The following is a 22313-nucleotide window of genomic DNA, read 5'->3' as shown; positions in this document are numbered from 1 at the left end:
CATGAGCACCGTTGCGCCGACCGTCGAACCCGCAGGTCCCGCCCGCACGTCCGGCCTCGCCGCGGTGCTGGAGCAGACCCGTTACGTGCTGGGCGAGAACAAGGTCACCGGCTTTGCCTTCGCGCTGCTGATCCTGATCCTGTTCGCGGCGCTGTTCGGGCCCTACGTCGTGCCGTACGATCCGCTCGCCTCGGATACTGCGGCCGCATTGAAGCCGCCGTCGGCCGCGCACTGGTTCGGCACCGATCAGCTCGGTCGCGACATCTTCAGCCGCGTCATCGTGGCGACACGGCTCGACACCTTCATTGCGGTCGCCTCCGTCGTGCTGGTGTTCCTGATGGGCGGGCTCGCCGGCATCGCCGCCGGCTATTTCGGCGGCTGGACCGATCGCATCGTCGGCCGCATCGCCGACACCATCATGGCGTTCCCGCTGTTCGTGCTGGCGATGGGCATCGTCGCCGCGCTCGGCAACACCGTGCAGAACATCATCATCGCGACGGCGATCGTGAATTTTCCGCTCTATGCCCGCGTTGCGCGCGCCGAAGCCAACGTCCGCCGCAACGCCGGCTTCGTGCAGGCCGCGCGGCTCTCCGGCAATGGCGAGTACCGCATCCTGCTCGGGCACATCCTGCCGAACATCATGCCGATCATGATCGTGCAGATGTCGCTGACCATGGGATATGCGATCCTCAACGCCGCGGGCCTGTCCTTCATCGGCCTCGGCGTCCGGCCGCCGACCGCGGAATGGGGCATCATGGTCGCCGAGGGCGCCGGTTTCATGGTCTCGGGCGAATGGTGGATCGCGCTCTTCCCCGGCCTTGCGCTGATGATCGCGGTGTTCTGCTTCAACCTGCTCGGCGACGGCCTGCGCGACATCGTCGACCCGCAGCGGAGGACGTGATGACGGTCTCGTTAGGGTGTCAAGATACCGCTCAACGCCTTTGCATGGGGTTGTTTTGCGGCTTTTTGGATGACGCCTCGCATGAGGGGCGAAGATGACCTCCCAACCGCTGCTCGACGTCCAGGACCTCACCGTCGAATTCACCACCCGCCGCGGCATCGTCAAGGCGGTGCAGCACGTCAATATCTCGGTGGCCAAGGGCGAGACCGTCGGCATCGTCGGCGAGTCCGGCTCCGGCAAATCGGTGACCTCATACGCGGTGATGCGGATTCTCGACCGCGCCGGCCGCATCGCCGATGGCTCGGTGATGTTCTCCGGCATCGACGTCAAGGCCGCGACCGAAAGCCAGATGCGCGATCTGCGCGGCCGCGAAGTCTCGATGATCTTCCAGAATCCGCGCGCGGCCCTCAATCCGATCCGCAAGGTCGGTCACCAGATCGAGGACGTGCTGCGCCAGCATGTGCAGCAGGCTGTTGTCACCGATCGCGGCGAGACCGCGATCGAGGCGCTGGAGCAGGTCAAGATCGCGCGACCGCGCGAGCGCTATCACGCCTATCCGTTCGAATTGTCCGGCGGCATGTGCCAGCGCGTCGTCATCGCGCTGGCGCTGGCCTGCAACCCGCAGCTTCTGATCGCCGACGAGCCGACCACCGGCCTCGACGTCACCACCCAGAAGGCGGTGATGGATCTGATCGTCGAGCTGACCAAGCGCCGTGCGATGTCGACCATCCTGATCACGCATGACCTCGGCCTTGCCGCCGCCTATTGCGACCGCGTCGTGGTGATGGAGAAGGGCCGGGTGGTCGAGACCGCGAAATCGGCCGACATCTTCGCCGCGCCCCAGCACGATTACACGAAGAAACTGATGCGCGCGACGCCGCGACTTGGGGTGTCGCTGAGGGATTTGCTGCCGGAGGACGCTGAGGCGACGCCCACAGCTGCCACCACTACCGCTGCGACCGCGCCTGCGAAGAGTGGGGAGCCTCTCCTGTCAGTGGAAAAGCTCGTCAAGGAATATCCCCGTCAGGGCGCCGGCTCGGTGCTGACAAAACTGTTCGGCCGCAAGCCGCCGGTCGAGGAGGAGATCTTCCGCGCCGTCGACGGCATCAGCTTCCAGGTTGACCATGGCGAGAGCGTCGGCCTGGTCGGCGAATCCGGCTGCGGCAAGTCGACGACGTCGATGATGGTGATGCGCCTCCTCGACCAGACCTCCGGCCGCATCGTGTTCGACGGCGAGGACATCGGCGGCATCCTGCCGCAGTCCTTCGCGCGGCTGCCGCAGCGCAGCCAGATCCAGATGGTGTTCCAGGACCCGACCGACAGCCTCAACCCGCGCTTCACCGCGGCGCGCGCGATCGCGGACCCGATCATGCAGCTCGGCGACATCAAGGGGCGCGACGCGCTGCGTGACCGCTGCGAGGAGCTGGCGCGGCTGGTCGGCTTGCCGGTCAATCTGTTGGATCGCTTTCCGCATCAGCTCTCCGGCGGCCAGAAGGCCCGCGTCGGCATCGCGCGCGCGATCGCGCTGCACCCGAAGCTCGTGATCCTCGACGAGCCGACCGCGGCGCTGGACGTCTCGGTGCAGGCGGTGGTGCTCAATCTGCTGCAGGACCTCAAGCAGTCGATGGGCATGAGCTATCTGTTCGTGTCGCACGATCTCAACGTGGTGCGCCTGCTGTGTGATCGCGTCATCGTGATGCGCGCCGGCCGCATCGTCGAGCAGGGCACGTCCGAACACGTCTTGGGCAATCCGCAGGATGCCTATACAAGGGAATTGCTGACGGCGATCCCGCATCCGCCGTTGCCGGTGTCCTGAGAAACCCATTGGAAGCGAAATGGCCGATCATCTCGACGACTACATGAACGCGGTTGCCCGCGCGATGGGGCTGCCGCTGGAAGACGCCTGGCGGCCCGCGGTGCGTGCCAATCTCGAGGTCTCGCTGCGGCTGGCGAAGCTGGTCGACGACTTCCCGCTGCCGGATGATGTCGTCTCGGCCGCTGTCTATTCGACCTGAGATCGCGATGTCCGAAACTCCCGCTTTCATGTCGGCTGCCGAGATCGCGCAGGCCGTCTCAAACCGCAAGCTCACCGCCCTCTCCGCGACCGAGGCTGCGCTCGCGCGCATCGCGGCGCATGACAAGGTGCTCAACTCCTTCACCGACATCACCGCCGAGCGCGCACGCGCCAAGGCGAAGGCGATCGATGCCGCGATTGCGGCGGGCCAACCGGTCGGCCCGCTCGCCGGCGTGCCGTTCGCGGTCAAGAACCTGTTCGACGTCGAGGGCCTCTCGACCCGCGCCGGCTCGAAGATCAACCGTGACCTGCCGCCGTCGCCGCGCGACGCCACGCTGATCGAGCGGATGGAGGCGGCCGGCGCCGTACTGGTCGGCGCGCTCAACATGGGCGAATACGCCTACGACTTCACCGGCGAGAACATGCATGACGGTCCGTCGCGCAATCCGCACGATCCGACGCGGATGACCGGAGGCTCCTCGGGCGGCTCGGGCAGCGCGGTCGGCGGCGCGCTGGTGCCGATCGCGCTCGGCTCCGATACCAACGGCTCGATCCGGGTGCCGTCGTCGTTCTGCGGCACGTTCGGCCTGAAGCCGACCTATGGAAGGCTGTCGCGCGCGCGCTCCTATCCGTTCGTTGCGAGCCTCGATCACCTCGGTCCGCTGGCGCGGAACGTGAGGGATCTCGCGCTGGCCTACGATGCGATGCAGGGCCCTGACGCCGACGATCCGGCCTGCATCGTGCAGTCGGTCGAGCCGACCGTGCCGTTGCTGGCCAATGATGTCCGCGGGCTGCGGATCGCGATCGCCGGCGGCTATTTCCAGCAGAACGTGTTTCCCGAGGCGGTCGAAGCGGTCGCGCGGGTCGCGCAAGCACTCGGCGCGAAGCAGACCGTGGAGCTGCCGGAAGCCGCGCGCGCCCGCGCTGCGGCCTACATCATCACCACGACCGAGGGCGCCGCGCTGCATCTCGACCGGCTGCGCAAGCGTCCGAACGATTTCGATCCGGCGGTGCGCGATCGCTTCATTGCGGGCGCGATGGTACCCGCGGTCTATGTCGACAGGGCGCAGAAATTCCGCCGCTGGTTCCGCGCCAGGATGCTGGAGCTGTTCCAGTCGGTCGACGTGATCCTGGCGCCGGCGACGCCGTGCACCGCGCCGAAGCTCGGTCAGGTCAATTTCACGCTCGACGGCGTCGAGCTTCCGGTGCGCGCCAATATCGGCATCCACACCCAGCCGATCTCCTTCATCGGCCTGCCTGTGGTGGCCGTGCCGGTGCCGCTCGAACCGTTGCCGATCGGGGTGCAGATCATCGCCGCGCCCTGGCGCGAGGACATCGCGCTGCGGGTCGCCTATGCTCTGGAACAGATGGGCGTTGCGGCCGCGCCGGCGCCGAGAGGGCTCTGATTATGGACATCGATCTTCCCGACGTGGTCGCCGAGGTCACCGCGCAGTTCCAGCGTTACGAGGCGGCGCTGGTGTCGAACGATGTCGCCGTGCTGGACGAGCTGTTCCGCAACGACAGCCGCACGCTGCGTTACGGCATCGGCGAGAACCTCTATGGCTACGCCGAGATCATGGCGTTCCGCGCCCGGCGCTCGCCGGTCGGCCTGATGCGCAGGATCGACCGCACCGTGATCACGGCCTATGGCCGCGACACCGCGATCGCCTCGACGCTGTTCTATCGGGACAGCGCTCCGGGTAGGGTGGGACGGCAGATGCAGACGTGGATTCGCTTCCCTGAGGGCTGGAGAATCGTCGCGGCCCATGTCAGCGTCATCGACGAGCCCAAAGGCGTTTGAACACGAGCGCTTGAACCATGAGCCTGGACGATCTTCCGACCCGCGCGCAGCAAGCCGAGGCCGAGCCGCTGGTGCCGCGCGTCGATCGCCCGTCGTCGCTGGTCGACAAGATCACCCGCGCCGAGGAGTTGCGCCTGCAACTCGCCGACGAGATCGTGCGCGGCACGCTGCCGCCCGGGGCGGCTCTCGACGAGACCGACCTTGCGCGCCGGTTCAACGTGTCGCGCACCCCGGTGCGCGAGGCGCTGCGGCAGCTCGCCGCCAGCGGCTTGATCGATGCCCGCGCGCACCGTGGCGCGGTGGTGGCGCGGCCCTCGCTGGAGCGGCTCACCGGCATGTTCGAGGCGATGGCCGAGCTGGAAGCGCTCTGCGCCGGCCTTGCCGCCGAGCGGATGATTCCGGCCGAGCGTCACGCGCTGGAGGCGGTCCATGAGGAATTGCGGGTGTTGAGCTACACCGGCAATCCCGAGCGCTTCCACGAGGTCAATGAGCGCTTCCACAACGCGATCTATGCCGGTTCGCAGAACGCCTATATCGCCGAGATCACGCTGGCGACGCGGGTGCGGGTGCAGCCGTTCCGCCGCGCCCAGTTCCGCAACCTCGGGCGTTTGGCGAAGTCGCACGCCGAGCACGACCGCGTCGTTGTCGCCATCCTGCGCGGCGACAAGCAAGGTGCCGCCGCTGCGATGCGCGCCCATATCGAGCAGGTGCGCGGGGAGTACGAGACCTACGCGGTGTCGGTGTAACGCTCGCGCAAACCCATCAACGCTGTCATTCCGGGGCGCCGCAAAGCGGCGAGCGGAATCCATTCGTCGACAACGCGTGCGGCCCGATGGATTCCGGGTTCGCGCCAAGAGGCGCGCCCCGGAATGACGATGGGGGGCTGCTACCCCTTCGCCCGCTCCGCCATGAACGCCCGCCAGCCGCCGTAGCCCGAGATATCCGTCGCGCCGGTGACCGCGGCGGGCTCGACGATGAAGCCTTTGGCCTCGCGTCCGTCGGCGAGCCTGATGGTGCCGATCGACAGCGGCGGCGGGATCGCGGCGACGAATGTGCCGAACGCGGCCGGCGACATTGCCCACAGCTCGAGCTTGATCGCGTGGCCCGCGCCGGCCGCGACACGCAGCATGCCGGGCTTGGGCGGCGTGGTGTCGAGCGCGTAGAGCTTGTAGTCCGCCGCGGTGACGGTCTCTTCCTGCAGGCGCGCATCGAGCGTCGTCAATTCGTGGTTCAGCGCCATGCCGGACAGATGCGCGCCGACCACCGCGATCGTGATCTCGTTTGGCGTCGCCTGCGCCGGCACGGCGGCGAGCGGCGGCTGCGGGAGCGCCTTGGCGCTGATGGCAAGCTTGGTGTCGGCGTGGAACACGCGGCCGATGCCGGCGAGCGCGGCGTCGCGGCCGGCCGGCGCCAGCAGCGTGATGCCGAACGGCGCGCCGTCGGTCCGCATCGCCGCCGGCAGCGCCAGGCCGCAGAGATCGAGCAAATTGACGAAATTGGTGTAGGTGCCGAGCCGCGAATTCAGCTCGATCGGATTGGCCAGCACGTCGGCGGTGGAATAGACCGTCGGTGCGGTCGGCAGCACGATGGCGTCGCACTCCGCGAAAGTGCGCGCGGCGACGCGGCGCAGCGCCTGGAGACGATACAGCGCCGAGAACGTATCGGCCGCGGTGAGCCGCGCGCCGCCGATCGTGATCTCGCGTGTCACCGGATGGATCGCGTCCGGCGCCGACGCCAGGAGGTCGCGGATCACCAGATAGCGCTCGGCGACCCAGGGGCCCTCATAGAGCAGCCGCGCGGTCTCATAGAACGGCTCGAGATCGAATTCGACGAGTTCGGCGCCGAGCGACTGCCAGCGCGTCAACGCCTCGCCATACGCTGTCTCCGCTTTGCGGTCGCCGAAGAAGATCAGCTGGCCGCTGCTGGGAATACCGAGCTTCGGCTTCGTCGGGAATGTCGCGAGCGGCGCCAGCGGCCGGTCGCGCAAGTACGGATCGGCATCATCCGGCCCGGCCATCACCGCGAGCGCGGCCAGCGCATCGTCGACGGTGAGCGAGAACACCGAGATGCAGTCGAGCGTGCGGCAGGCCGGCACCAGCCCGGTGTTCGGGATCAACCCGAGGCTCGGCTTGAGGCCGACGATGTTGTTGAGCATCGCCGGCACGCGGCCGCTGCCCGCGGTGTCGGTGCCGAGCGACAGCGGCACCAGGCCCGCGGACACCGCGACCGCGGAGCCCGAACTCGATCCACCCGGCACCAGGTCGCCACGCACCGGATTTTTGGGAATGCCATAGGGCGAGCGCACGCCGACCAGGCCGGTCGCGAACTGGTCGAGATTGGTCTTGCCGATGATGATCGCGCCGGCCGCGCGCAGCCGCGCGACCGCGGTGGAATCCCGTGCCGGCGTGTAAGCGAAAGCCGGGCAGGCTGCGGTGGTCGGCAGGCCCGCGACGTCGATATTGTCCTTCACCGCGACCGGCACGCCATAGAGCGGCAGCGTCGGATCGGTGAGCCGCGCGGCCTCGGCGAGCGCGTCCTGCTCGTCGCGCAGGCTGATGAAGATGGCGGGGTCGTTATGCGCGCGGATGCGCTGGTAGCTGCGCGCCACGGTTTGCGCCGGCGTCATGCTCCCGGCGCGGTGTGCGGCAACGATCGCGGCGACAGTTTCAGTCACGTGGTTGGCCTCGTCTCTGGTGCGGCACCGCCGCGAGGGAATTGCGGCCTGATCGAAGCAAGCAATGTGCCATTGTGTACAATTCACCCGCGCCCATCGCGTGGCGGATTATCATACAATATCAGTCGCTTGAAATAGTCGCCGAGAACTGCCGCGGATCGGCCGGTGAGTGCGATTGCCCATTTCTTGGGCTGATACGGCCAAGCCGCCAGATCAGGTGAAGCAGGTGAGGATCCGCAGCAGCTGCTCGCGATTCTCTTTGCCGATCTTCTCGGCGACATGCCGCTCATGCTCGGCGGCGAGCCGCTTGAATTGCGCCAGCGCGGTCTTGCCGCGCGCGGTCAAGTGCAGCGCGTGGGAGCGGCGGTCGGTGGCGGACGGGATGCGGCTGACGAAGTCGCGCTCCTCCAGGCTGTCGAGCAGATGCACCAGCCGCGCGCGCTCGATCCCGAGCCGCTTGGCGACCGCCATCTGGCTCAGGCCCGGATTGGCCCCGATCACGGTCATGACCGAATATTGGGTCGGGCGGATATCGACGGTCGCCAGCGTCTTGATGAAGTCCTGGAAGATCCAGAGCTGGAAGCGCCGCACCGCATAGCCGGCGTGGCCGACCAGTGCGTCGAGGCCGATGTCATCGCCGGCATGCGCCCCGCCATTGATCGCCCGCGCGCGGGGACGGCGGATTGCCGCTGCTGCCGGCTTGCGCGATGTCTTTTGACGGATTGCCATCACCGCAAGGCTAGCGCGCCTGAGGCGGGAGGGAAAGATTGTTGTTGACGACAACAATTGATGTCCGCAACATTATCGCCAAGAGCCCGGCCGGGACCGCGCCGCCGCATCATGTTGCAGCGCGATCCCGCAAAATGCGGGCGAGGAGGAAACGATGACGATCGCCACTGCCGGCGGTGACAATCCGGACAGCCTGTTCGCGACGCCCGCGATCGTTGCCGTCAGGCGCGACGACGGCAGCATCCTGGTTCGATCCACCACGCCGCTCAAAGACAGCGCCCGCTGCGTCGGCGACTGGCTCGAGCACTGGGCGCGGCAGGCGCCGGACCGCATCTTCCTCGCTGAGCGCGCCAGCACCGAGGTACCCTGGAGCACCGTGAGCTATCGCGACGCGCTCGCCATCGTCCGGCGCGCCGCGTCGTGGATTTTGGCGCAGGGGCTGAGCGCCGAACGGCCGCTCGTCATCCTGTCCGACAATGGCATCGACCACGCATTGTTCGCGCTCGCCGCCCAGCATGTCGGCGTGCCATCGGCTGCGATCTCGCCGGCCTATTCGCTGATGTCGAAAGACTTCGACAAGCTGAAGGGCATGATCAGCCTGCTCGATCCCGGCGCGATCTATGTCACAGGCATCAAGCCGTTCGCGGCGGCGCTGGCCGCGATCAACCCGCTGCATCGGGCGACCATCGTCAGCGGCAATCCCGACGATGCCGATGCGCTGGCGTTCCGCACCATCGCGGCGACGCCGCAATCGCCGGAGGTCGCCACGGCGTTCGCGGCGGTGACGCCGGACACGATCGCAAAATTCCTGTTCACCTCGGGCTCGACCGGCACGCCGAAAGCCGTGATCAACACCCAGCGCATGCTGACCTCGAGCCAGCAGGCCAAGGCGCAGACCTGGACGTTCCTGGAGCAGGCCGGCAGCGAGCTCGTGATTCTGGATTGGCTGCCCTGGAGCCACACCTTCGGCGCCAACCACAATTTCAATCTGGTGCTGCGCAACGGCGGCACGCTCTACATCGACGGCGGCAAGCCGGCGCCCGGGCTGTTTTCCGCCTCGCTCGCCAATCTGCGCAGCGTGGTGCCGACGGTCTATTTCAACGTGCCGCGCGGCTTCGACATGCTGATCGCGGCGCTGCGCACCGACGACGAGCTGCGCCGCAAATTCTTCGAGGGCAGCAAATTCGCCTTCTATGCCGGCGCAGCGCTGCCGCAGAATTTGTGGGATGCGCTGGAGGAATTGTCGCTCGCCACCGTCGGCCGCAAGCTGCCGATGGTGTCGGCCTGGGGCTCGACCGAGACTTCGCCGCTTGCGACCGATTGTCACTTCCTCGCCAAACGCTCCGGCAATATCGGCGTGCCGATCCCAGGCACCGAACTCAAGCTGGTGCCGTCGGGTGACAAGCTCGAGGTGCGCGTGCGCGGGCCCAATGTCACACCGGGCTACTGGAAGGCACCCGAGCTGACCGCACAGGCTTTCGACGACGAGGGCTTCTACAAGATCGGCGACGCCGTCACCTTTGCCGATCCCGACCGGCCCGATCTCGGCCTGTTCTTCGACGGCCGGGTGGCGGAGGATTTCAAGCTCAATTCCGGCACCTGGGTCAGCGTCGGCACCTTGCGCGTCGCTGGCATCGCGGCGCTGGCGCCGCTCGCGCAGGACATCGTCGTCGCGGGTCACGGCCGCGACGAGGTGCGCTTCCTGGTGTTCCCGAACCTCGCCGCCTGCCGGTCGCTGGCAGGATTGCCCGAGACCGCCGATGCGCGCGAGGCGATCGGCCACACGGCGGTCCGCTCCGCGATCGGGCAGGGGCTGGCGCGGCTGAAAGCGCAGGGCGGCCATTCCTCCGGCCACGCCACCCGCGCGCTGTTGCTCGCCGAGCCCGCCTCGGTCGACGGCGGCGAGATCACCGACAAGGGCTACGTCAACCAGCGCGCCGTGCTGACCCGCCGCGCCGCAGCAGTGGCGGTGCTGGAGGACAATGCTTCGGCCGAGCCGATCGCTTGCGCCGGGTGAGACTGTAAGGGAGGTACCAACGGAACGGTTCCCTCCCCCCTGACCTGTGGGCGACGTTACAGGTCTCGGCATGGGACCTGACGCCGCACTCGTTCACCTTTATAGTTGCTATAGCAACTAGTCTGTGCGAGTTTTCGCCCCATAGGGACAAGGCCGGCCAACGGCCTCGCGTTTGGGAGGACGATGTTGCGCAGCAGCGCGCGAGCAGCACGCTTTGAAGAGCTGATGAATACCGCGGCGGCGCAGCGCCCAGCCGCGCCGTCAGCTCGTGCTCTGCCCGGTCACGGCGCCGAGGTTCTCGTGCAGCCGGCGCAGCAGGTCGATCAGCACCTCGCGCTCGTTCTTCTTCAGGCACGACAGCAGCCGCCGCTCGCGCTCCAGCGCCGCGACGATCACCTTGTCGTGGATGGCGCGTCCGCGCGCGGTCAGGGTGATCGAATGGGTGCGGCCGTCGTCGGGCGCGGTGCGGATCGTCAGCAGGCCGCGCTTCTGCAGCGCCGCGAGGTTGCGGCTGACCGGCCCCTTGTCGAAGCCGATCACCTGGCAGATCCGGGAGGCCGGAATCCCCGGTTCGATCGCCAGTTGCGAGATGATTCGCCACTCGGTGACGTTGACGCCGAAATTCTTTTGGTAAAATGCAGTGGCGCTGTTCGACAGCTTGTTGCCGATGAAGGTGATGAACGCCGGCACATAGCGGTTGAGGTCCAGCAGCGGGCCATCGGTGGCATCTGCGGGATCGGCCGGTCTGGGCCGGCGGGGCTTTCGGGGGAGGGGCTGACTGCTCATCTCTTAAATCATCGCTGCGAAACCGCTCGGGAGCAAGTGACATGCGGCCCGTGTTGACAAGAACAAACCTCGGGAGGTCCCGATGACTGCAACAGCAGGGACATCCGTCCCGCATCTCGACGTCGATCCGTTTGCGCTCGACTTCTTCGCCGATCCGTTCCCGACCCATCAGCGGCTGCGCGAGGCCGGGCCGGTGGTCTATCTCGACAAGTGGAATGTCTATGGCGTGGCGCGCTACGCCGAGGTCCATGCCGTCCTGAACGATCCTGCGACCTTTTGCTCCAGCCGCGGCGTCGGCCTCAGCGACTTCTCCAAGGAGAAGCCGTGGCGGCCGCCGAGCCTGATCCTGGAGGCCGATCCGCCTGCCCACACCCGGACCCGCGCGGTGCTGAGCACCGTGCTGTCGGCGACCGTGATGAAGCAGCTTCGCGGGCAGTTTGCCGCGGCCGCGGAGGCTCGCCTCGATGTGTTGCTGGAGAAGCGCCGGTTCGACGCGATCGCAGACCTTGCCGAAGCCTATCCGCTATCGATCTTCCCGGATGCGCTCGGCTTGCGGCCCGAGGGCCGCGAGAATTTGCTGCCCTATGCAAGTCTGGTGTTCAATGCCTTCGGCCCACCGAACCAGCTGCGCAAGGAGGCGATCGAGCGCTCGGCGCCGCACCAGGCCTATGTCGCCGAGCAGTGCCAGCGCGACAATCTCGCGCCTGATGGCATCGGCGCCTGCATCCATGCCCATGTCGATAGCGGCGCCATCACGGCGACCGAGGCGCCGCTCTTGGTGCGTTCGCTGCTGTCGGCCGGGCTCGACACCACGGTCAACGGCATCGGTGCCGCCGTCTACTGCCTCGCCCGCTTCCCGGACCAGTTCGAGAAGTTGCGCAGCGATCCGACGTTGGCGCGCAACGCCTTCGAGGAGGCCGTGCGGTTCGAAAGTCCGGTGCAGACCTTCTTCCGCACCACGACCCGCGACGTCGAACTCAGCGGTGAAAGCATTCCCGAAGGCGAGAAGGTGCTGATGTTCCTCGCCGCGGCCAACCGCGATCCGCGCCGTTGGGAAAACCCTGATAGCTACGACATCACGCGCCGCACCTCGGGGCATGTCGGTTACGGCTCGGGCATCCACATGTGCGTCGGCCAGCTGGTCGCCCGCCTCGAAGGCGAGGTGATGATGGCGGCGCTGGCACGCCGCGTCGCCAGCATCGAAATCACCGGGGAGCCGAAGCGGCTTTTCAACAACACGCTGCGCGGGCTGAGCAGCCTGCCGGTCGAGATCGCGCCGGCCTGACGGGAAGCCTGAAGCCGGCAACGGGATTAGCTGAGGAGAAACGGGGGATGCGATCGATGAGGGGCTTCGGGGCTGGGCGATGTGGGGTTGGGCTTGCGCTGGCATTGGTTTGCGCCGCGGGCAGCGCACACGCGGAGATATCCGACAATGTGGTGCGCGTCGGCGTGCTCAACGACATTTCCGGCATCTTCCAGGACACCAACGGCATGGGCTCGGTGGAGGCCGCGCGGATGGCCGCCGAGGATTTCAACGGCGGGGCTAAGGGCATCAAGGTCGAGATCGTCTATGCCGATCACCAGAACAAGGCGGACGTGGGATCGGCGATCGCGCGCAAATGGCTCGACGTCGAAGGCGTCGACGCTATCGTCGACGTGCCGAACTCGGCGGTCGGCCTCGCCATCAACACCGTGCTGCGCGATTCCAGGATGACGTTCCTGGCGTCGTCGACCGCGAGCTCCGATCTCACCGGCAAGGCCTGCTCGCCGAACACCATTCAGTGGGTCAACGACGCCTGGGCGACCGGCAACACCACCGCGGCCGCGATGATGCAGCGCGGCGGCAAGGACTGGTATTTCGTGACGGTCGACTACGCTCTCGGCAGAGGCATCGAAGCCGAGGCGACCAACTATATCGAGAAGCACGGCGGCAAGGTGCTGGGCTCGAGCAAGCATCCGCTCGGCACCTCGGACTTCGCGTCGTTCCTGCTGCAGGCGCAGAACTCGAAAGCGAAGGTGATCGGCCTCGCCAATGCCGGCGGCGACACCATCAATGCGGTGAAGCAGGCAGCCGAGTTCGGCATCCAGGAAGGCGGCCAGACCATGGTGGCGTTCCTGCTGTTCGTCAACGACATCCACGGCATGGGCCTGAAGGTGGCGCAGGGCCTGCAACTGCTGGAAGCCTTCTACTGGGACATGAACGACGACACCCGCGCGTTCGCCAAGCGCTTTGCCGCGCGCCCCGGCATGAACGGCAAGATGCCGAGCGGCAACCAGGCCGGCGTCTATGCGGCGACGCTCGCTTACCTCAATGCGGTGGCTGCCACGGGCAGCGACGACGCCAAACTCGTGGTGCCGCAGATGAAGACCTTCAAGGGCAAGGACAAACTGTTCGGCGACACCACGATCCGCCAGGACGGCCGGGTCATCCACCCGATGTATCTGTTCGAGGTGAAGAAGCCGGACGAGTCGAAATACCCCTACGACTATTACCGACTGATCGCGACCATCCCCGCCGAGCAGGCATTCCGGCCGCTGGCGGAGGGCGGGTGCCCGCTGGTGAAGTAGCATTGGCGTACGGAGCCTGCATTCGGCCGCTCACCGCATCAGGCGGTGGGGTGAGGCGGCTTGCCATGCAGCTGGTTCTTCCGTCATCCTGAGGAGGCCGCAAAGCGGCCGTCTCGAAGGATCGACGGCCCCGCTGTCGCCGCCAGACGATCAACGTACGCCCAGCGATCGGGGCCGTGCATCCTTCGAGACGCGGCCAAGAGGCGCTCCTCAGGATGACGGGGTTAGAGTCGCGCACGGAAGCGGGCCTACTGCGCCACCTTGCTGCTGCCTTGGGTGATCAGCCGCGCGGCGCGCTGGTCGCGGGTGTGGATCCAGAGCCAGTTCATCGCGACCGCAATGCGGTTGCGCACGCCGATCAGGAAGTAGATGTGGGCGAGACCCCAGATCCACCATGCCAGCGAGCCGCGTAGCTTGAGCCAGCCGAAATCGATCACCGCCTTCTTCTTGCCGATCTGCGCGAGGCTGCCGGCGTGCTTGTAGCGGAACGGCGGCAGCGTCTTGCCGTCGAGCCGGGCCTTGATCAGGGCGGCGACGTAGCGCCCCTCCTGCTTGGCGGCCGGCGCGATGCCGGGCACCGGATTGCCGTCGGGACCCTTGATGGTGACGGTGTCGCCGACCGCGAAGATGTCGGGATGGCCGGGCACGGTGAGGTCCGGCTCGACCTCAAGCCGGTGGGCGCGATCCGCCGGCGCGTTCAGCCACTCGGCAGCGCGTGAGGCGCGCACGCCGGCGGCCCAGACGATGGTGCGGGCCTCCAACCGCTTGCCGCCGAACACCACGCCATCGGCCGAGCATTCGGTGACCGGCTGGCCCAGCATCACCTCGACGCCGAGTTTCTCCAGCGACGCCTGCGCATAGGCTGAGAGATCGTCGGGAAATCCAGCCAGCACGCGCGGCCCGGCTTCGATCAGCACCACGCGCGCCTTGCGGGTGTCGATGTGGCGGAAGTCGTGCGGCAGCGTGTCCTTGGCGAGGTCGGCGATGGTGCCGGCCATCTCGACGCCGGTCGGCCCGGCGCCGATGATGACGAAGGTCAGCAGCGCCGCGCGCTTGTCGGGATCGGTCTCGCGCTCGGCGCGCTCGAAGGCGACCAGGATGCGCCGTCTGAGCGTGGTGGCGTCTTCCAGCGTCTTCAGGCCGGGCGCGAACGGTTCCCATTCGTCATGGCCGAAATAGGCGTGGCGCGCGCCGGTGGCGAGGACCAGCGTGTCATAGGGAACACTGCCGCCGTCGTCGAGCTCGACTTGCTTCGCCGCCGCGTCGATGCCGCAGACATTGGCGAACAGCGTCGTCACCTCGGGCCGGTCGCGCAGGAGATAGCGGATCGGCCAGGCGATCTCGCTGGTCGCAAGCGACGCGGTCGCGACCTGGTAGAGCAGCGGCTGGAACAGATGGTGGTTGCGGCGGTCGATCAAGGTGATCTCGACCGGCGCGCCGGCGAGGCCGAAGGCTGTTTCCAATCCGCCGAAGCCGGCGCCGACGATCACCACGCGATGAGGTTTGGCCGGCGCTTGCGTCATCTGATGTCGCCCTCGGTTTCGAACGGCTTCGTCGCCTGATTATGTAATCATTCGCAGCCTCATTCCAACATGAAATGCCCGATCGCCCGATAGCAAAAGCCAATCGCTGCGCGTCTCACGCATCCTGCGGCGCGGATGCGGCGGCGACCCGTCGTCGCATCGGCAGGAACAATCCCGCGATCGCACCGGCGAAGGACAGCATTGCCGCAAGGCTCATCGCCGCGGCGAATCCATCGCTGAAATGTCCGGATGAATCGGCCGCGCCGTTGGCCGCGAAGCTCGCCACCAGCGCGGCGATGCCGAACATCCCGCCGAGGAAGCGGCCCATGTTGAAGATGCCGGACGCCTTGCCCATCTCGCTGACCGCGACCGCGCTCAGCACCGCATTCTGCGCCGCCGGCATCGCCATCGACACGCCGACGCCCGCGAGCACCAGCGGCGCGACCAGCGCGGAATACGTCACCGTGGGGCTGACGATCTCGCTGATCCAGCCGAGCCCGACCGCCTGCATCAGCAGGCCGGTGACGACAAGCGTGCGCTCGCCGAACCGGTTGACGACGGCGCCGGCAATCGGCGCCGTGATGAACAGCGTCGCGGTCCACGGCAGCAACCGAAGTCCGGCGCCGAAGGCATCGAGCACGATCTGCAGGAACTGCGGCAGCAGGAACAGCACGCCATACATCGCGGCGTAGAACAGCACGCTCGCCGCCATGCCGGATGCAAATGGCCTGGCCGCGAACAGCCGCATCGGCACCATCGGGTTCGCCGTGCGCTGCTCCCACAGCACGAACATCGTTGAAAGCGCGACGCCTGCGATCAACGCGCCCGTGACTTCCGCGCTGGCCCATCCGACGCCGTTGCCGCGCAACAGGCCCCAGACCAGCGCCAGCGCCGCAAGCGCGACCAGCGTCAGTCCAGCGATGTCGAGCGGCGCTTTTGGCCCAAAACTTTCGCGCAGGCGCGCGATCACAAGCGCGATCGCGACGAGGCCGATCGGCAGGTTGATCCAGAAGATCCAGCGCCAGCCGAGGTGCTCGGTGATGAAACCGCCGATCGCGGGACCGATGATCAGCGCGCAGCCGGTGATGCCGCTGAAAATGCCGAGCGCACGGGCGCGCTCTTCGCGGCCGAACGCGCCGCTCAGGATCGCCATCGCCAGCGGCATCACCAGCGCCGCGCCGGCGCCCTGCAAGGCGCGGGCGGCGATCAGTGAACCGGCATTGCCGGCCAGCGCGCAAGCCGCCGATGCCACGATGAACAGGCCGATCCCGGCCGCGAACATCCGGCGCCGCCCAAAGCGGTCGCCGAGCGCAGCACCGGTCAAGAGCAGCACCGCGAAGGTCAAATTGAAGGCGTTGACGGTCCATTGCAGCGTTTCCACCCGGCTGCCGAAATCGGCGCGGATGGTGGCGAAGGCCGTGGTCATGATCATGGCGTCCAGCGCCATCATGAAGGATGCCAGCGCGGTGAGGCCGAGCACCCAGCGCTGTTCGGTACGCTGTTCAGGGGTCTGCATGGGGGGTCTCCGGTGACGTGCCGCAGGCTGCGGCGCGCTTCGCAGGCCAGGACGAACCGAGCCGGGCAAAGGATGCGGAGGAGAATTATTTTTGCCGGGCCGCATCCTTTGGCCGCCCGCGAACGTCCTTGGGTCTGACGCGGCCGGTTCAGGCCGCAGGACCCGGCCAAGGAGGCTGCGATGAGACGGACCCTGATCAGGTACAAGACCAAGCCGGAGCTGGCGGAGAAGAATGCCGCGCTGGTGGCGGCGGTGTTTGCCGAGCTGAAGGCGGCGAGCCCGGAGGGCGTGCGCTACATGACGCTGCGGCTGGAGGACGACACTTTCATCCACATGGTCGAAACCGCCGCCGACGACGGCTCGAGCCCGATCCCGAAGCTGGCCGCATTCCAGGCCTTCCAGGACGGCATCCGGGATCGTTGCGCCGAGCCGCCGCTGGTTCGCAGTGCGGTGATTGTCGGCAATTATCGTATGCTGGATGAGCCGTGAACCGGCGAGCAGTGGATCGATCTGGCGGAGCCATCATGACGTCACCACCCCAAGTGCCCGCCGCGACCGACGTCGAGGCGCTGCTGGCGGCGATGCGGCCAAGGCTGCATCGCTACTGCGCGCGCATGGTCGGTTCGGTGATCGACGGCGAGGATGTGCTGCAGGACGCGCTGATCAAGGCGATGCAGGCCTTCGCGTCCGCAACCCCGATCCAGAATCCGCAAGCCTGGTTGTTCCGGATCGCGCACAACACCGCGCTCGATTTCCTCAGGCGGCGCAACCGCCAGGACGCGCTCCACGCTTCGGAGGAGGTGGGCATGATGGCTGCAGAGCTCGATGATGTCGGCCGTCGCGAGATCGCGGCAAGCAGCCTGCGCACCTTCATGCGGCTGCCGGTGGCACAGCGCTCCAGCGTGATCCTGATGGACGTACTCGGCTGCTCGTTGCAGGAGGTCTGCGGCATCATGGACTTCAGCCTGCCCGCGGTGAAGGCGGCGCTGCATCGCGGCCGCACGCAATTGCGCGCGTTCGCCGGCGAACCGGATGACGCGCCGCGGCCCGGCCTGTCGCCGGCCGACCGCACCAGGCTGAACGCCTATGTCAGCCACTTCAACGCCCGCGACTTCGACGCCATCCGCGCCATGATCGCCGACGATATCCGGCTCGAGCTCGTCAACCGGACGCGGCTGAACGGCAAGGCCGAGGTCTCACGCTACTTCGGCAATTATGCGAAGATCGACGACTGGCACCTGGTGACCGGACAGGTCGAGGGACGTCCGGCGATCCTGGTGTTCGCTCCCGATGCGCGCGACGCGCCGCCGCGATCGTTCATGCTGCTCGACTGGTCGGCCGACAAGGTCGCGACGATCAGGGATTTTCGTCATGCGCCCTACGCGATCGACGGGGCTGAGTGGGCGGTGGATCGCGGCTGATTGCCTTCACCGTCATTGCGAGGAGCGAAGCGACGAAGCAATCCATCGTTCCGCAACGCTGAAGCATGGATTGCTTCGCTTCGCTCGCAATGACGTGTCGTGCCACTACCGCGACTTGCCGCCGAACTCGCCGCCGGCGATCCGCGCCATGCGGCTGCCGGCCGCGGCCGGTGTGTTGTTTCGATCGAACATGCCATCGCTGCCGCTCTCGCGCGGCATGGGCGACGTTTTATCGGCATGGCCGCTGCCCGGCCAGAACGTCAGCACCAGGTTCATCACGCCATTGACGGCGGTGCCGACCACCGTTGCGGTGTGCTGATAGGTCAGCGCATATTCGGGAAATCGTCCGGCAATAGCCCTGTCGAGCACCATGAGCGCGATCCATGCCGCCATCACGCAGACCGGATCCCATCCGATGTCGCGGACCCGCATCGATTGCAGCATGAAGCAGACGACGAGCATGCCATAGAAGGCAAAGATCAGCGCGGGGCTGCTCGCGGCCTGCGCCAGCAGCACGTCCGTCCGGCCGCTCGCCGGTGCGTTGCCGGTGATGCCGTAGACCAGCAACAGGAAGCCGATGCCGGTCACGAAGCTGCAGAAGAAGAAGGCCAACCGGCCCATCCGGGCATTGAAGCCGAAGATGTAATTGAGCATGTGACGCACCCCTTTGGGCGCAGCCTCGCCCGGCGATGCTTTCCGGACCATGAAGCCCGCCCGCGCCTGCCGGCCTGTGGTTTCCACGTGCTTTACCGGATCGTTAAAGCCTGCTGCACTGGGGGCGCGGGTTGCCGGAATGGAGGCCCGGCCTGCGACAATCGTTGCCGACGCAACCGGCATTATATTTCTTGCCATGGTCGATTTGGACGAATTATGATGCAAGGTGCTGGGGTATGCGCCGAAGGTTCTAATGGAGCGCCGTCGGTTCATGCTTGCTGCACACTTGCGATATCGCGCACAAAATACGTCACAGAACGACGCGCGCAACGCGTGACCCCCAGGGCCTCGATTAGGCCTCGATTGGCCCTTGCGGGATCTTTGGTTGAGGAGGGGAGTGAATATGAAGAAGGCATTTTGGCTGGCAGGCGCCATGGCGTTGGCGCTGGCGCAGCCCGCGATGGCGGCTGACAGCGTCAAGATCGGCTTCGTCTCGACCTTCAGCGGTCCGACCGCCGTGATCGGCAACGACATGCGCAATTCGTTCGAGCTCGCGCTCGACCATCTCGGCCGCAAGATCGACGGCAAGCCGGTCGAGGTGATCTACGAGGACGACCAGCAGAAGCCCGACGTCGGCAAGCAGAAGACCGAGAAGCTGGTGCAGTCCGACAAGGTCGATTTCATCGTCGGCTACATCTGGTCGAACGTGCTGCTGGCCTCGCTGAAGACCGCGGTCGACAGCAAGACCTTCCTGATCTCCGCCAATGCCGGTCCGTCGCAACTCGCCGGCGAACTGTGCTCGCCTTACGTGTTCTCGACCTCCTGGCAGAACGACCAGACGCCCGCCGCGATGGGCCTCTACATGAACCAGAAGGGCGTCAAGTCGGTATTCCTGATCGGCCCGAACTACGCCGCCGGCAAGGACATGCTGGCGGGCGTCAAGAGCACCTTCAAAGGCGAGGTGGTCGGCGAGGAATATACGGTGTGGCCGAGCCAGCTCGACTTCTCCGCCGAACTGACCAAGGCGCGCAACTCCAAGGCCGAGTCGATCTTCGTGTTCTATCCAGGCGCCGCCGGCGTCCAGTTCCTGAACCAATATGCCCAGGCCGGCATCAAGGCGCAGATCCCGCTCTACACCGCCTTCACGATCGACGAATTGTCGCTGCCGCTGCAGAAGGACAACGCGATCGGCATTCCCGGCGCCCAGGAATGGGTCAACGACCTGCCGAACGCCGAGAACAAGAAGTTCGTCGAGGACTACCGCAAGAAGTATCCCGGCCTGCGTCCGACCTATTACGGCGCGCAGGCCTATGACGCCGCCCAGCTGATCAACAGCGCCGTCGTCGCTGTCAAGGGCGACCTCACCAAGAAGGACGCGATGAAGGCGGAGATGGAGAAGGCCAACTTCAAGTCGCTGCGCGGCCCGTTCAAGTACGGCAACAACCACATCCCGATCCAGAACTTCTATCTGCAGGACGTGGTCAAGGACGCCGACGGCCAGCTCTCGCTGAAGACGGTCGCGACCATCGTCAAGGATGACCAGGACAAATTCCACGACAAGTGTCCGATGAAGTGATTGTCGGGCAATTCTGGCCTGTGGCTTGCTTCTTCACCTTGCCCCGCTCTCTTGTCCGCCGTAGCCCGCCTTCGGGCGAAGGCGGATGCGGGGAGAGGTCAATCGCGAAGCGATTGGGTGAGGGGCTCTTTCCACACATTCGACTCGTGGAAACAGCCCCTCACCCCGACCCTCTCCCCGCGAAGGGCGGGGCGAGGGAGAACAACAAGCCGTAAAGGCGGCGGCGCATGCGCGCTGCCGCTGTTTTGTTTCAGCCCGATATGAAGGATCCATGTATCTCGTCGTCGAACAACTGCTGAACGGCCTGCAATTCGGCCTGCTGCTGTTTCTGCTGGCGGCCGGACTGACGCTGGTGTTCGGCATCATGGATTTCGTCAATCTGGCGCACGGCTCGCTCTACATGATGGGCGCCTATTTCGCGGCGACCTTCGTGGCCTGGACCGGCAGTTTTGTTCTTGGCGCGCTGATGGCGCTGGGTGCCACGCTGCTGCTCGGCATCGCGCTCGAATACGTCGCGCTCAGGCATCTCTACGGCCGCGACCATCTCGACCAGGTGCTGGCGACCTTCGGCCTGATCCTGTTCTTCAACGACGCGGTCCGGCTGATCTGGGGCCCGGCCGGCCTGCCGCTGCCGTTGCCGGCCTGGCTCACCGTGCCGGTGCAGATCATTCCAGGCGTGTACTACCCGGCCTACCGGCTGATGATCATCGTGGTCGCGCTGGCGGTCGCCGCACTGCTCTATCTGGTCGTGATGCGGACCCGCGTCGGCATGCTGATCCGCGCCGGCGCCTCCAACCGCGAGATGATCGGGGCGCTCGGCATCAACATCAAGCTGCTGTTCACGCTGGTGTTCGGCCTGGGCGCCGCGCTCGCCGGCCTCGCCGGACTGATGCAGGCGCCGATCCTCACCGTGCAGATCGGCATGGGCGAGAACATCCTGATCCTGGCTTTCGTCATCATCGTGATCGGCGGCATCGGCTCGATCCGCGGCGCCTTCATGGCCGCGATTTTCGTCGGCATCATCGACACCATGGGCCGCGCCTTCCTGCCTGATCTCTTGCGCAAGGTGTTGAGCGGAGCGGCCGCCTCCACCGCAGCGCCGGCGCTGTCCTCGATGCTGATCTACCTCCTGATGGCGATCATCCTTGTGCTGCGGCCCGAGGGGCTGTTCCCGGCGGCCAAACGATGATGCGAAAGCTCAACGCCCCCAATGCGGTCGCGGCGCTGCTGTGCGCTGCGCTGATCCTGCTGCCGGTCTATTCGGCGGCCACCGGCAATATTTTCATCCTGACGCTGTTCACCCGCATCGCGATCTATGCGCTGGCGGCTGCGAGCCTCAACCTGATCATGGGCTATGGCGGCATGATGAGCTTCGGCCATGCCGCCTATCTCGGCATCGGCGGCTATGCCGTCGGCATCCTCGCCGCCGAGGGCATCGGCTCCGGCTTCATCCAGTGGCCGGTGGCGCTCGCCGTCTCCGCGCTGTTTGCGCTGCTGATCGGCTCGCTCAGCCTGCGCACCCGCGGCGTCTACTTCATCATGATCACGCTGGCCTTTGCGCAGATGGCCTATTACGTCGCCTCCGCGCTGTCGCGCTATGGCGGCGACGACGGCCTCACCGTCTACAAGCGCAGCGATTTCGCCGGCCTGATCAACCTGTCGGACCGCACCCAGTTCTATTACCTCTGCCTGGCCTGCCTGTTCGGCGGCCTCTATCTGATCTGGCGCATCGTCAATTCGCGCTTCGGCCTCGTGGTGCAGGGCGTCCGCTCCAACGAGCAGCGCATGCAGGCGATCGGCTTCCATGCCAACCGTTACCGCCTGGTCTGCTTTGTGATCGCAGGCACGATCTGCGGCCTGGCCGGCGCGCTGCTGGCCAACAACACCGATTTCGTCAGCCCAGCCGTGATGTACTGGACCCGCTCCGGCGATTTGATGGTGATGGTGATCCTCGGCGGCATGGGCTCGCTGTTCGGCCCCGTGATCGGCGCGATCGTCTATCTCCTGCTCGAGGAGCTGCTGTCGCAATTCACCGAATATTCGGGACTGATCCTCGGCCCGGTGCTGCTCTTGATCGTGCTGTTCGCGCGCGGCGGCATCATGGGCCTGCTCGGGAGGATGCGCCGTGTCTGA

Annotated in this window: 20 protein-coding genes; 14 read left to right on the top strand and 6 right to left on the bottom strand. The window is 66.4% G+C overall.

Annotation, left to right across the window (positions count from 1 at the left end; all coding sequences use genetic code 11):
- Position 1: 1 nt before the first annotated feature.
- The 6 genes from ACVW17_RS04260 (at position 2) to ACVW17_RS04235 (ending at position 5462) form a co-directional block, all read left to right on the top strand.
- Positions 2–901 (top strand): ABC transporter permease, encoded by a 900-nt coding sequence (locus tag ACVW17_RS04260; protein ID WP_456750785.1) that lies wholly within the window; start codon positions 2–4, stop codon positions 899–901.
- Between the two features lie 94 nt (positions 902–995).
- Positions 996–2717: a dipeptide ABC transporter ATP-binding protein gene (locus ACVW17_RS04255; RefSeq protein ID WP_456750784.1), complete on the top strand. Its 1722-nt coding sequence runs from the start codon at positions 996–998 to the stop codon at positions 2715–2717.
- A gap of 19 nt (positions 2718–2736) precedes the next feature.
- Complete coding sequence (locus ACVW17_RS04250) at positions 2737–2916, top strand: DUF4089 domain-containing protein (RefSeq protein ID WP_024578945.1); 180 nt, start codon at positions 2737–2739, stop codon at positions 2914–2916.
- Positions 2917–2923: 7 nt separating this feature from the next.
- On the top strand, positions 2924–4321 hold the full coding sequence (locus ACVW17_RS04245) for an AtzE family amidohydrolase (protein WP_456750783.1): 1398 nt from the start codon (positions 2924–2926) through the stop codon (positions 4319–4321).
- A gap of 2 nt (positions 4322–4323) precedes the next feature.
- The gene (gene hpxZ, locus ACVW17_RS04240) at positions 4324–4716 is read left to right on the top strand and encodes an oxalurate catabolism protein HpxZ (protein ID WP_456750782.1); all 393 of its coding nucleotides are present in this window, start codon (positions 4324–4326) and stop codon (positions 4714–4716) included.
- Between the two features lie 17 nt (positions 4717–4733).
- A complete protein-coding gene (locus ACVW17_RS04235) occupies positions 4734–5462 on the top strand; it encodes a GntR family transcriptional regulator (protein ID WP_456750781.1) in 729 nt (242 codons plus the stop codon).
- Positions 5463–5602: 140 nt separating this feature from the next.
- Here the strand turns inward: ACVW17_RS04235 and atzF are convergent, their stop codons facing one another.
- Both atzF and ACVW17_RS04225 read right to left on the bottom strand, forming a co-directional pair.
- Positions 5603–7390: an allophanate hydrolase gene (gene atzF / locus ACVW17_RS04230; RefSeq protein ID WP_456750780.1), complete on the bottom strand. Its 1788-nt coding sequence runs from the start codon at positions 7388–7390 to the stop codon at positions 5603–5605.
- A gap of 213 nt (positions 7391–7603) precedes the next feature.
- Complete coding sequence (locus ACVW17_RS04225) at positions 7604–8119, bottom strand: MarR family winged helix-turn-helix transcriptional regulator (protein WP_456750779.1); 516 nt, start codon at positions 8117–8119, stop codon at positions 7604–7606.
- Positions 8120–8273: 154 nt separating this feature from the next.
- Here ACVW17_RS04225 and ACVW17_RS04220 point away from each other — a divergent pair, with 154 nt between their 5' ends.
- Positions 8274–10136 carry a feruloyl-CoA synthase gene (locus tag ACVW17_RS04220; protein ID WP_456750778.1) on the top strand — a complete coding sequence of 621 codons (1863 nt, stop codon included), beginning with the start codon at positions 8274–8276 and terminating at the stop codon, positions 10134–10136.
- Between the two features lie 261 nt (positions 10137–10397).
- Here the strand turns inward: ACVW17_RS04220 and ACVW17_RS04215 are convergent, their stop codons facing one another.
- Positions 10398–10922 (bottom strand): MarR family winged helix-turn-helix transcriptional regulator, encoded by a 525-nt coding sequence (locus ACVW17_RS04215; RefSeq protein ID WP_456750777.1) that lies wholly within the window; start codon positions 10920–10922, stop codon positions 10398–10400.
- 82 nt (positions 10923–11004) lie between these two features.
- Between ACVW17_RS04215 and ACVW17_RS04210 the strand changes: the two genes are divergently transcribed.
- Positions 11005–12207 (top strand): cytochrome P450, encoded by a 1203-nt coding sequence (locus ACVW17_RS04210; protein WP_456750776.1) that lies wholly within the window; start codon positions 11005–11007, stop codon positions 12205–12207.
- Positions 12208–12263: 56 nt separating this feature from the next.
- Positions 12264–13490: an ABC transporter substrate-binding protein gene (locus ACVW17_RS04205; protein WP_456756337.1), complete on the top strand. Its 1227-nt coding sequence runs from the start codon at positions 12264–12266 to the stop codon at positions 13488–13490.
- 248 nt (positions 13491–13738) lie between these two features.
- Here ACVW17_RS04205 and ACVW17_RS04200 read toward each other — a convergent pair whose 3' ends face one another.
- Positions 13739–15013, bottom strand: coding sequence for an NAD(P)/FAD-dependent oxidoreductase (locus ACVW17_RS04200; RefSeq protein ID WP_456750775.1), 1275 nt, complete (start codon positions 15011–15013; stop codon positions 13739–13741).
- 115 nt (positions 15014–15128) lie between these two features.
- Complete coding sequence (locus tag ACVW17_RS04195) at positions 15129–16529, bottom strand: MFS transporter (protein ID WP_456796793.1); 1401 nt, start codon at positions 16527–16529, stop codon at positions 15129–15131.
- 180 nt (positions 16530–16709) lie between these two features.
- Between ACVW17_RS04195 and ACVW17_RS04190 the strand changes: the two genes are divergently transcribed.
- Positions 16710–17018 (top strand): hypothetical protein, encoded by a 309-nt coding sequence (locus ACVW17_RS04190; RefSeq protein WP_456750773.1) that lies wholly within the window; start codon positions 16710–16712, stop codon positions 17016–17018.
- Between the two features lie 35 nt (positions 17019–17053).
- The gene (locus ACVW17_RS04185; RefSeq protein ID WP_456796792.1) at positions 17054–17950 is read left to right on the top strand and encodes a sigma-70 family RNA polymerase sigma factor; all 897 of its coding nucleotides are present in this window, start codon (positions 17054–17056) and stop codon (positions 17948–17950) included.
- A gap of 105 nt (positions 17951–18055) precedes the next feature.
- Here ACVW17_RS04185 and ACVW17_RS04180 read toward each other — a convergent pair whose 3' ends face one another.
- Positions 18056–18787 carry a DUF805 domain-containing protein gene (locus ACVW17_RS04180; RefSeq protein ID WP_456750771.1) on the bottom strand — a complete coding sequence of 244 codons (732 nt, stop codon included), beginning with the start codon at positions 18785–18787 and terminating at the stop codon, positions 18056–18058.
- 220 nt (positions 18788–19007) lie between these two features.
- Between ACVW17_RS04180 and ACVW17_RS04175 the strand changes: the two genes are divergently transcribed.
- From ACVW17_RS04175 to ACVW17_RS04165, 3 genes are all read left to right on the top strand, one after another.
- Positions 19008–20180 carry an ABC transporter substrate-binding protein gene (locus tag ACVW17_RS04175; RefSeq protein WP_456750770.1) on the top strand — a complete coding sequence of 391 codons (1173 nt, stop codon included), beginning with the start codon at positions 19008–19010 and terminating at the stop codon, positions 20178–20180.
- 271 nt (positions 20181–20451) lie between these two features.
- Positions 20452–21369, top strand: a complete 918-nt coding sequence (locus tag ACVW17_RS04170; protein WP_456750769.1) for a branched-chain amino acid ABC transporter permease — start codon at positions 20452–20454, stop codon at positions 21367–21369.
- Positions 21366–22313: a branched-chain amino acid ABC transporter permease gene (locus tag ACVW17_RS04165; protein ID WP_456750768.1), complete on the top strand. Its 948-nt coding sequence runs from the start codon at positions 21366–21368 to the stop codon at positions 22311–22313. Before ACVW17_RS04170 ends, ACVW17_RS04165 begins: the two co-directional genes overlap by 4 nt.

It is taken from the genome of Bradyrhizobium sp. USDA 4473 (genome assembly GCF_054063335.1).
The sequence above is the reverse complement of the archived record's forward strand: the minus strand, read 5'-3'. Positions and strand labels throughout refer to the sequence as shown.